The 7,102-nt window shown below is 71.0% G+C and carries 7 protein-coding genes and 1 pseudogene; 5 read left to right on the plus strand and 3 right to left on the minus strand.

From position 1 onward, the window contains the following. Positions 1 to 210: 210 nt before the first annotated feature. A complete protein-coding gene (locus tag AB0M26_RS27180) occupies positions 211 to 1,035 on the minus strand; it encodes an SOS response-associated peptidase (RefSeq protein ID WP_365264911.1) in 825 nt (274 codons plus the stop codon). A 95-nt stretch (positions 1,036 to 1,130) separates the two neighbouring features. Here AB0M26_RS27180 and AB0M26_RS27185 point away from each other — a divergent pair, with 95 nt between their 5' ends. From AB0M26_RS27185 to AB0M26_RS27200, 4 genes are all read left to right on the plus strand, one after another. Continuing rightward, positions 1,131 to 1,844, plus strand: a complete 714-nt coding sequence (locus AB0M26_RS27185) for a M50 family metallopeptidase (RefSeq protein ID WP_365264913.1) — start codon at positions 1,131 to 1,133, stop codon at positions 1,842 to 1,844. A gap of 84 nt (positions 1,845 to 1,928) precedes the next feature. After that, complete coding sequence (aroA, locus tag AB0M26_RS27190) at positions 1,929 to 3,299, plus strand: 3-phosphoshikimate 1-carboxyvinyltransferase (RefSeq protein ID WP_365264915.1); 1,371 nt, start codon at positions 1,929 to 1,931, stop codon at positions 3,297 to 3,299. Positions 3,300 to 3,312: 13 nt separating this feature from the next. Then, a complete protein-coding gene (gene rsgA / locus AB0M26_RS27195; RefSeq protein ID WP_365264916.1) occupies positions 3,313 to 4,335 on the plus strand; it encodes a ribosome small subunit-dependent GTPase A in 1,023 nt (340 codons plus the stop codon). 90 nt (positions 4,336 to 4,425) lie between these two features. Further along, positions 4,426 to 4,749, plus strand: a complete 324-nt coding sequence (locus tag AB0M26_RS27200) for a multidrug efflux SMR transporter (protein WP_365264918.1) — start codon at positions 4,426 to 4,428, stop codon at positions 4,747 to 4,749. 117 nt (positions 4,750 to 4,866) lie between these two features. On the opposite strand, the gene AB0M26_RS27205 is transcribed toward AB0M26_RS27200, so the two are convergent. Next, positions 4,867 to 5,565 carry a helix-turn-helix domain-containing protein gene (locus AB0M26_RS27205; protein WP_365264920.1) on the minus strand — a complete coding sequence of 233 codons (699 nt, stop codon included), beginning with the start codon at positions 5,563 to 5,565 and terminating at the stop codon, positions 4,867 to 4,869. A gap of 154 nt (positions 5,566 to 5,719) precedes the next feature. Here AB0M26_RS27205 and hisN point away from each other — a divergent pair, with 154 nt between their 5' ends. After that, complete coding sequence (hisN, locus tag AB0M26_RS27210; protein ID WP_365264922.1) at positions 5,720 to 6,520, plus strand: histidinol-phosphatase; 801 nt, start codon at positions 5,720 to 5,722, stop codon at positions 6,518 to 6,520. 37 nt (positions 6,521 to 6,557) lie between these two features. On the opposite strand, the pseudogene AB0M26_RS27215 reads toward hisN, so the two are convergent. After that, a pseudogene (locus tag AB0M26_RS27215) lies at positions 6,558 to 6,978 on the minus strand (tyrosine-type recombinase/integrase); the annotation flags it as partial. Between the last annotated feature and the right edge of the window lie 124 nt (positions 6,979 to 7,102).

A 7,102-nucleotide genomic window follows, 5' to 3' on the forward strand; every position in this document is an offset into this window, starting at 1 on the left:
ACGCAACGTCACCAGCGCCGGGGACAGTCCACCGTCACCCCCGCCGGGGACGCAACGTCACCAGCGCCGGGGACAGTCCACCGTCACCCCCGCCGAGGACGGCCCGCCGCCACTCACACCGAGGACGACCGAACCTCACCGGGCAAAGTCCCCGGGGACGGGACCTTGAAAAAAGCACGGGCAGGAGTCCGCCTGCCGCGCAGCCCGCTCTCAGAACAGCGTGCCCTCCTGCGGGGCTTCGAGTTCCTCGAGCAGTTCGGGACCGTTGTTGCGGACGTTGCTGACGTCCGTGGAGACCGGGTAGGCCCGCATCATCCCGGGCGGAGGCGGAGCGAGCAGCGCTCGCAGGTCGTCCGGGTCGGTCCGCGACGGGTCGAGCCAGGCCGCCCAACGGTCCGGGGGCAGCACCAGCGGCATACGCGGGTGGATGTCGGCCAGCGCCTTCGGCCCGTCGCCGCCGGCCCCCTCCGCCCCGGCCAGCGGCTTGGTCTCCGCCTCCGTGGTGACCACGGTGCAGGTCACCCACCACGACCGGGGATGCGCCGCGGGCAGCGTCCGGTCGCGCCAGAACTCGTAGAGGCCGGCCATCGCCATGACCGACCCGTCGGCCGGGGTCACGAAATACGGCTGCTTGCGCGGCCGCTTGCGCTTGCCCTGTTCCTCCAGGGCTCGCTCGGACCTCGCGGTGACCCATTCGTAGTAGCCGTCGGCGGGCAGCAGACAGCGCCGCGCGGAGAACGCCTTCTTGAACGAGGACTTCTCGTGGACCGACTCGGCCCTGGCGTTGATCATCTTCACTCCGACCTCGGGCGAATTCGCCCAGGACGGAACCAGCCCCCAACGCAGCATCCTGAGCTGGCGCACCGGGGCCGGGTTGTCCGACTCCTTGTCCCGGCGTTCCAGGACGGCGTATACGTCCTTCGTCGGGGCGACGTTCCAGTCGGGGGCGAGGGCCTCCTTGGGCTCCCACTTCGCCACGTCGAACAGCCCGACGAGATCTTCGGGTCGCCGGCTCGCTGAGTATCGACCGCACATAAGTGCCACACTGCCACGATGCGCGTACAGCACGACACGCCCGCCGCCGTGTCCGCGCACGCACGCCCGTACCGCCACGAGGGAGTCGCCCGTCCATGGACAGCACGAATATCAGCGATCTGTGGGACCGCGTCATAGGCACGCAGCCGGATCCGTCCCTCTGGCTGGTGGCCGTGACCGCGGCCGTCGCCCTCGCGGCCGTGGTGCCGCAGACCGCCTGGCGGCTGAGCCGCAACGCCGTGACGATCGCCCATGAGGGGGGCCACGGCCTCGTCGCCCTGCTCAGCGGGCGCCGCCTGGACGGGATCCGGTTGCACTCCGACACCTCGGGCCTGACCGTCTCGCGGGGCAAGCCCACCGGCATCGGCATGATCCTCACGGCGGCCGCCGGCTACACCGCGCCCTCGCTGCTCGGCCTCGGCGGGGCCTGGCTGCTGGTCGCCGGGCACATCACGCTGCTGCTGTGGGGCGCGATCGTGCTGCTGGTCGCGATGCTGGTGATGATCAGGAACGCGTACGGCGTGCTGACCCTGCTCGTCACCGGCGCCGCCTTCTTCCTCGTCTCCTGGCTCACCGAGGCCGATGTCCAGGCCGCGTTCGCCTATGGCGTGGTGTGGTTCCTGCTCCTCGGTGGCGTACGACCGGTCTTCGAGTTGCAGGCGAAGCGGCGCCGGGGCGGAGCCCCCGACTCCGACGCGGACCAGCTCGCACGGCTCACGAACGTGCCCGCCGCCCTGTGGCTGTTCCTCTTCCACGCCGTCACGATCAGCTCGCTCATCGGGGGCGGCCGCTGGCTGCTCGGCCTTTGATGCCCTACCACCGTTGTATTTCGCGGGGGTTTCTCCGATTTTGATCAAGATCTGAGCCCCTGGTGAACCACTAAAGTGAAGGCCATGACCGGTAACCCCGTGCACACCGCCCACTGGCCCGCCCCGCTCGCGTCCGACCCCGTCGACGCGACCGTCACCGTGCCCGGATCGAAGTCGGTCACCAATCGTGGTCTCGTCCTGGCCGCGCTCTCATCGGAACCGGGCTGGCTGCGCCGCCCGTTGCGCTCCCGCGACACCCTGCTCATGGCGGAGGGCCTGCGCGCACTCGGCGTCGGCATCGAGGAGACCGTCTCCAGCGCCACGTCGGGCCCGGGCAGCGCACCCGGCAGCGGCGAGGCCTGGCGGATCATCCCCTCCGGGCTGCAGGGCCCGGCCACGGTCGACGTCGGCAACGCCGGTACGGTCATGCGCTTTCTGCCGCCCGTCGCGACCCTCGCCGACGGCCCCGTCCGCTTCGACGGCGACCCCCGCGCCTACGAAAGGCCGCTGCACGGCGTCATCGACGCCCTGCGCGCCCTGGGCGCCCGGATCGACGACGACAACCGCGGCGCCCTGCCGATGACCGTGTTCGGCGGCGGCGCCCTGGACGGCGGGCCGGTCGGGATCGACGCCTCCTCGTCCTCGCAGTTCGTCAGCGCGCTCCTGCTGTCCGCGCCGCGCTTCAACCAGGGCGTGGAGGTGCGGCACACCGGCGATTCCCTGCCGTCGCTGCCGCACATCCGGATGACCGTGGACATGCTTCGGACCGCCGGCGCCCAGGTGGACACCCCCGAGTCCGGCGGCGAGCCCAACGTCTGGCGGGTCAGGCCCAGTGCGCTGCTCGGCCGGGACCTGGTGGTCGAGCCGGATCTGTCCAATGCCCAGCCGTTCCTGGCCGCGGCCCTGGTCACCGGTGGGCGGGTCACCATCCCTGACTGGCCGGAGCGCACCACTCAGCCCGGTGACGCACTGCGCCGTATCTTCACCGAAATGGGCGGTTCCTGCGAACTCACCGACGCGGGGCTGACGTTCACCGGCAGCGGCCGCGTTCTCGGCATCGACGTGGACCTCGGCGACGTCGGCGAGCTGACCCCCGGGATCGCCGCGGTGGCCGCCCTGGCCGAGTCCGAGTCGGTGCTGCGCGGCGTCGCGCATCTGCGGCTCCACGAGACCGACCGCCTCGCCGCGCTGACCAAGGAGATCAACGCGCTGGGCGGCGACGTGACGGAGACCGCCGACGGTCTGCGCATCCGGCCGCGCCCGCTGCACGGCGGGATCTTCCACACCTACGACGACCACCGGCTGGCCACGGCGGCCGCGGTCATCGGGCTTGCGGTCGTCGGCGTCGAGGTGGAGAACGTCGCCACCACCGCCAAGACCCTGCCCGACTTCACGGAACTGTGGACCGCGATGCTCGGCGAACCGGCGGGACGGGTTCCCGTGCGGAGAGCCTGAGAGCGGTCCGGTCATGCGCCGCTACGGCAAGCACACGGACGAGGACGACGTCAGGGTCCGACCGGGCCGCAAGGGCAGCAGGCCGCGTACGAGCATCCGCCCCAAGCACGAGGACGCGGCGGAGGGATTCGTCCTCACCGTGGACCGCGGGCGGCTGACCTGCTTGGTCGAGGACCGTACGGTCATGGCGATGAAGGCCCGCGAACTGGGTCGCAAGGCCGTGGTGGTCGGCGACCGCGTCGGCATCGTCGGCGATCTGTCCGGCGCCAAGGACACCCTCGCCCGTATCGTCCGGGTCGAGGAGCGGGCGTCGGTGCTGCGGCGCACGGCGGACGACGACGATCCGTACGAGCGGGTGGTCGTGGCCAACGCCGATCAGCTCGCCATCGTCACCGCCCTGGCCGACCCGCCGCCGCGCCCCCGGCTCATCGACCGCTGCCTCGTCGCCGCCTACGACGCCCGCCTGGATCCGCTGCTCGTGCTCACCAAGTCCGACCTCGCCTCCGCCGGTCCGCTGCTGGAGACATACGAGCCCCTGGGGGTGCCGTATGTGGTGACCAGCCGCGAGGAGCTGGTGGACGGCGCCGCGGCGGAGCGGGTGCGCGAGCGTCTGACCGGCAGGATCACCGCCTTCGTCGGCCACTCCGGAGTGGGCAAGACGACGCTGGTCAACGCGCTGGTCCCGGACCGCCAGCGGGCGACGGGCGTGGTGAACGCGGTGACCGGACGGGGCCGCCACACCACCACCTCGGCCTTGGCGCTGCCCCTGCCCGGCGATGGCGAGGCCCCCGGCGACGGCTGGGTGATCGACACTCCGGGCGTACGGTCCTTCGGCCTGAACCACATCGATCCCTCGCGGGTCATCCACGCCTTCCCCGACCTCGAACCGGGCACCGCGGAGTGCCCGCGCGCATGCAGCCATGACGAGAAGGACTGCGCTCTGGACGCGTGGGTGGCGGAGGGACATGCGGATCCGTCCCGGCTGTTCTCGCTGCGGCGGCTGCTCGCGACGCGCGAGCGGCGCGAAGGAGACTGATAACCGGACGTTTGCCCTGCAATCGGGACGGCAAGGGCATAATCATCGCGCCAGGACAGGCGAAGCGGTCACCGACGGGGAGGCTCACACATGGCGTGGCTGCTGGTGATCGTCGCGGGTCTGCTGGAGGTCGGCTTCGCCGTCGGGCTCAAGCTCTCCCACGGCTTCACCCGGCTGTGGCCGACGGTCGCCTTCTGCGCCTTCGCCCTCGGCAGCTTCGGACTGCTGACGCTCGCCCTGAAGCGGCTCGACGTCGGTCCGGCGTACGCGGTCTGGACCGGCATCGGAGCAGCCGGCACCGCCCTCTACGGCATGATCTTCCTCGGCGATGTCGTCTCCACCCTGAAGATCGTCTCGATCACGCTGGTGATCGCAGGCGTGGTGGGCCTGCAGTTGTCCGGCGGCGTCCGCTGACACCGGGTCACCACCCCGGGTCCTCCGGGAAGCTGACACGACGTCGGTCCGCGCGGGGGACCGTACAACAGCGTCCGTACGGGACCGGAACGGAACCGCAGCCCCACGGCGGCGGCGTCAGGCGGGCTGGCGCTCGCCGCGACCGGGTACCGGCGCGGCCTGCCGGGGCGCCGCCCTCGGCGGTACGAGGCCGGGGACACAACGGCGTACGAGCAGCGCGGGGTCGTCCGCCCCCGCCGGCACCACCACGTACGACAGCGCCAGCCGAACCGCCACCTCGCAGGCACGGGCCAGCCGTTGGGCCTCCTCCCCGGGCCGGTCGCGCTCCAGGACGGCCGCGGCGCGGTCGCGGACCTGCCGCAGCATTTCACCGGCCGAGGGCGGAACGGCATCGGCCCGCCGCTGGGCCGGCACGTACGACGCGGAGGCACCCACGGTGCGGACCGGCGCGGGCAGTCGCTCGCTGTAGAAGCCGGTCAGAACGGCCCGCAGCAAGGGGCTTCTTCGTGCGCTGCGGACGGTCCACTCCGCGACGGCGGCCAGCCGCGCGACCGGGTCGGTCTCGTCGTCAGCTCCCGGCTCCCCCGCGCCCGTCCGGCCGGTCGCCAACACGCCGTCGACACCGGCGAGATAGACGTCCGCTTCACGCCGCACCAGGGCTCTCGCCAGGCCGTCCTTGCTGCCGAACTCGTTGTAGAGCGTCTGTCTCGACACTCCTGCCGCCGCCGCGACGTCCACCATGCGCACAGCGGACCACGGCCGGCCCGCAAGTGCCGCAAACGCAGCGTTCAGCAGGGATTCACGCGCAGTAGGCACCGTTGCCTCCCCGGCCATGCGGCTCACATGGCCTGCCGTGCGCAAGAGGATTGACGGGTGACATGAGTGTGTCAATAGCTCCGACGGAGCACGATCACACCCATACGGACACGCTCGTGTGGTAGGTCCGAACCTCGCTGGATACTGTTCGCCCATGCCCGACTATCACGATGATCTGCGTCTCGCCCACGTGCTCGCCGACGCCGCGGACGCCGCGACCATGGACCGGTTCAAGGCTCTTGACCTCAAAGTCGAGACCAAACCGGACCTTACGCCGGTGAGTGAGGCCGACAAGGCCGCCGAGGAGCTCATCCGCTCCTCCCTTTCGCGTGCGCGGCCGCGCGACGCCGTGCTGGGCGAGGAGTACGGCAGCGAGGGCGCCGGCCCGCGCCGCTGGATCATCGATCCGATCGACGGCACCAAGAACTACGTCCGCGGGGTCCCCGTCTGGGCCACGCTGATCTCACTGATGGTGCCCGGCGGCAGCGGCTTCCAGCCGGTCGTGGGCGTGGTGTCGGCTCCGGCGCTGGGGCGGCGCTGGTGGGCCGCGCAGGGCGGCGGCGCGTACACCGGGCGCAGCCTGTCCTCCGCCACGCGGCTGCGGGTCTCGAAGGTCGGCAAGATCGAGGACTCGTCGTTCGCGTACTCCTCGCTCAGCGGCTGGGAGGAACAGGGCCGTCTCGACGGCTTCCTCGACCTGACCCGCGCCTGCTGGCGGACACGCGGGTACGGCGATTTCTGGCCGTACATGATGGTGGCCGAGGGCTCCGTGGACATGTGCGCCGAGCCGGAGCTGTCGCTGTGGGACATGGCGGCGAACGCGATCATCGTCCAGGAGGCGGGCGGCGAGTTCACCGATCTTGACGGTGTCCGCGGACCGGGGGGCGCGAATGCTGCGGCGTCCAACGGCCTGCTCCACAACGAGCTGCTCGGATACCTCAATCAGCGCTACTGAGGGCACTTGCGGCTTGACCTGCACGTTTCCCCCTGTCTCAGGAGCCCTGGGCCGTCCTGGGGCCGTCATCGGTGGCCGGGGTGCCATGAAAAAGCCCGGTTCATCGCCTCCCGCGTCCGCTTCTCGCTGCTCGGCATCAGGTGCGTGTACGTCCGCAGCGTGAAGCCCGGGTCGTGGTGCCCCAGTTACGCCGACACGGCTTTGATGCTCTCCCCCGCATCCAGCAGCACGGACGCGTAGAAGTGCCGTAGCGCGTGCATCCCGTTCTCCCGGCCGCGCGGCACCCATGCCCTGTCAAGGACTGGCTGCCAGGCCTTGGTGTTGAAAACCGTACGGATCAAGGCCCGCCCCTCAGCGTTCCGGAAGTACAGGCTTGCCGTGGTAGGTGAGCCGTCGAGCGAGCGCCACGGCAGCGTCACAGGGGCGGGCTGGTACTGCGCAACGTGCGCCTCAAGGGCCCGACGTGCGCGTGGCGCGGTGAGCACCAGGGTCACGTCCGCTGGAGTGGTGTATCGACGGCCACTCGGTGATCTCGTTTTGAGGCTATGCGGTGAGTTCGGTGGGCAGGATGGACTCGTCGGT

This window comes from Streptomyces sp. NPDC051776 (assembly GCF_040681345.1).
In the GTDB taxonomy this organism is placed as follows: domain Bacteria; phylum Actinomycetota; class Actinomycetes; order Streptomycetales; family Streptomycetaceae; genus Streptomyces.

What these genes read in the sequence shown, in the direction of transcription:
- AB0M26_RS27180 (WP_365264911.1), bottom strand. Translation starts at nt 1,035, where the DNA reads ATGTGCGGTCGATACTCAGCGAGCCGGCGACCCGAAGATCTCGTCGGG.
- AB0M26_RS27185 (WP_365264913.1), top strand. Translation starts at nt 1,131, where the DNA reads ATGGACAGCACGAATATCAGCGATCTGTGGGACCGCGTCATAGGCACG.
- aroA (WP_365264915.1), top strand. Translation starts at nt 1,929, where the DNA reads ATGACCGGTAACCCCGTGCACACCGCCCACTGGCCCGCCCCGCTCGCG.
- rsgA (WP_365264916.1), top strand. Translation starts at nt 3,313, where the DNA reads ATGCGCCGCTACGGCAAGCACACGGACGAGGACGACGTCAGGGTCCGA.
- AB0M26_RS27200 (WP_365264918.1), top strand. Translation starts at nt 4,426, where the DNA reads ATGGCGTGGCTGCTGGTGATCGTCGCGGGTCTGCTGGAGGTCGGCTTC.
- hisN (WP_365264922.1), top strand. Translation starts at nt 5,720, where the DNA reads ATGCCCGACTATCACGATGATCTGCGTCTCGCCCACGTGCTCGCCGAC.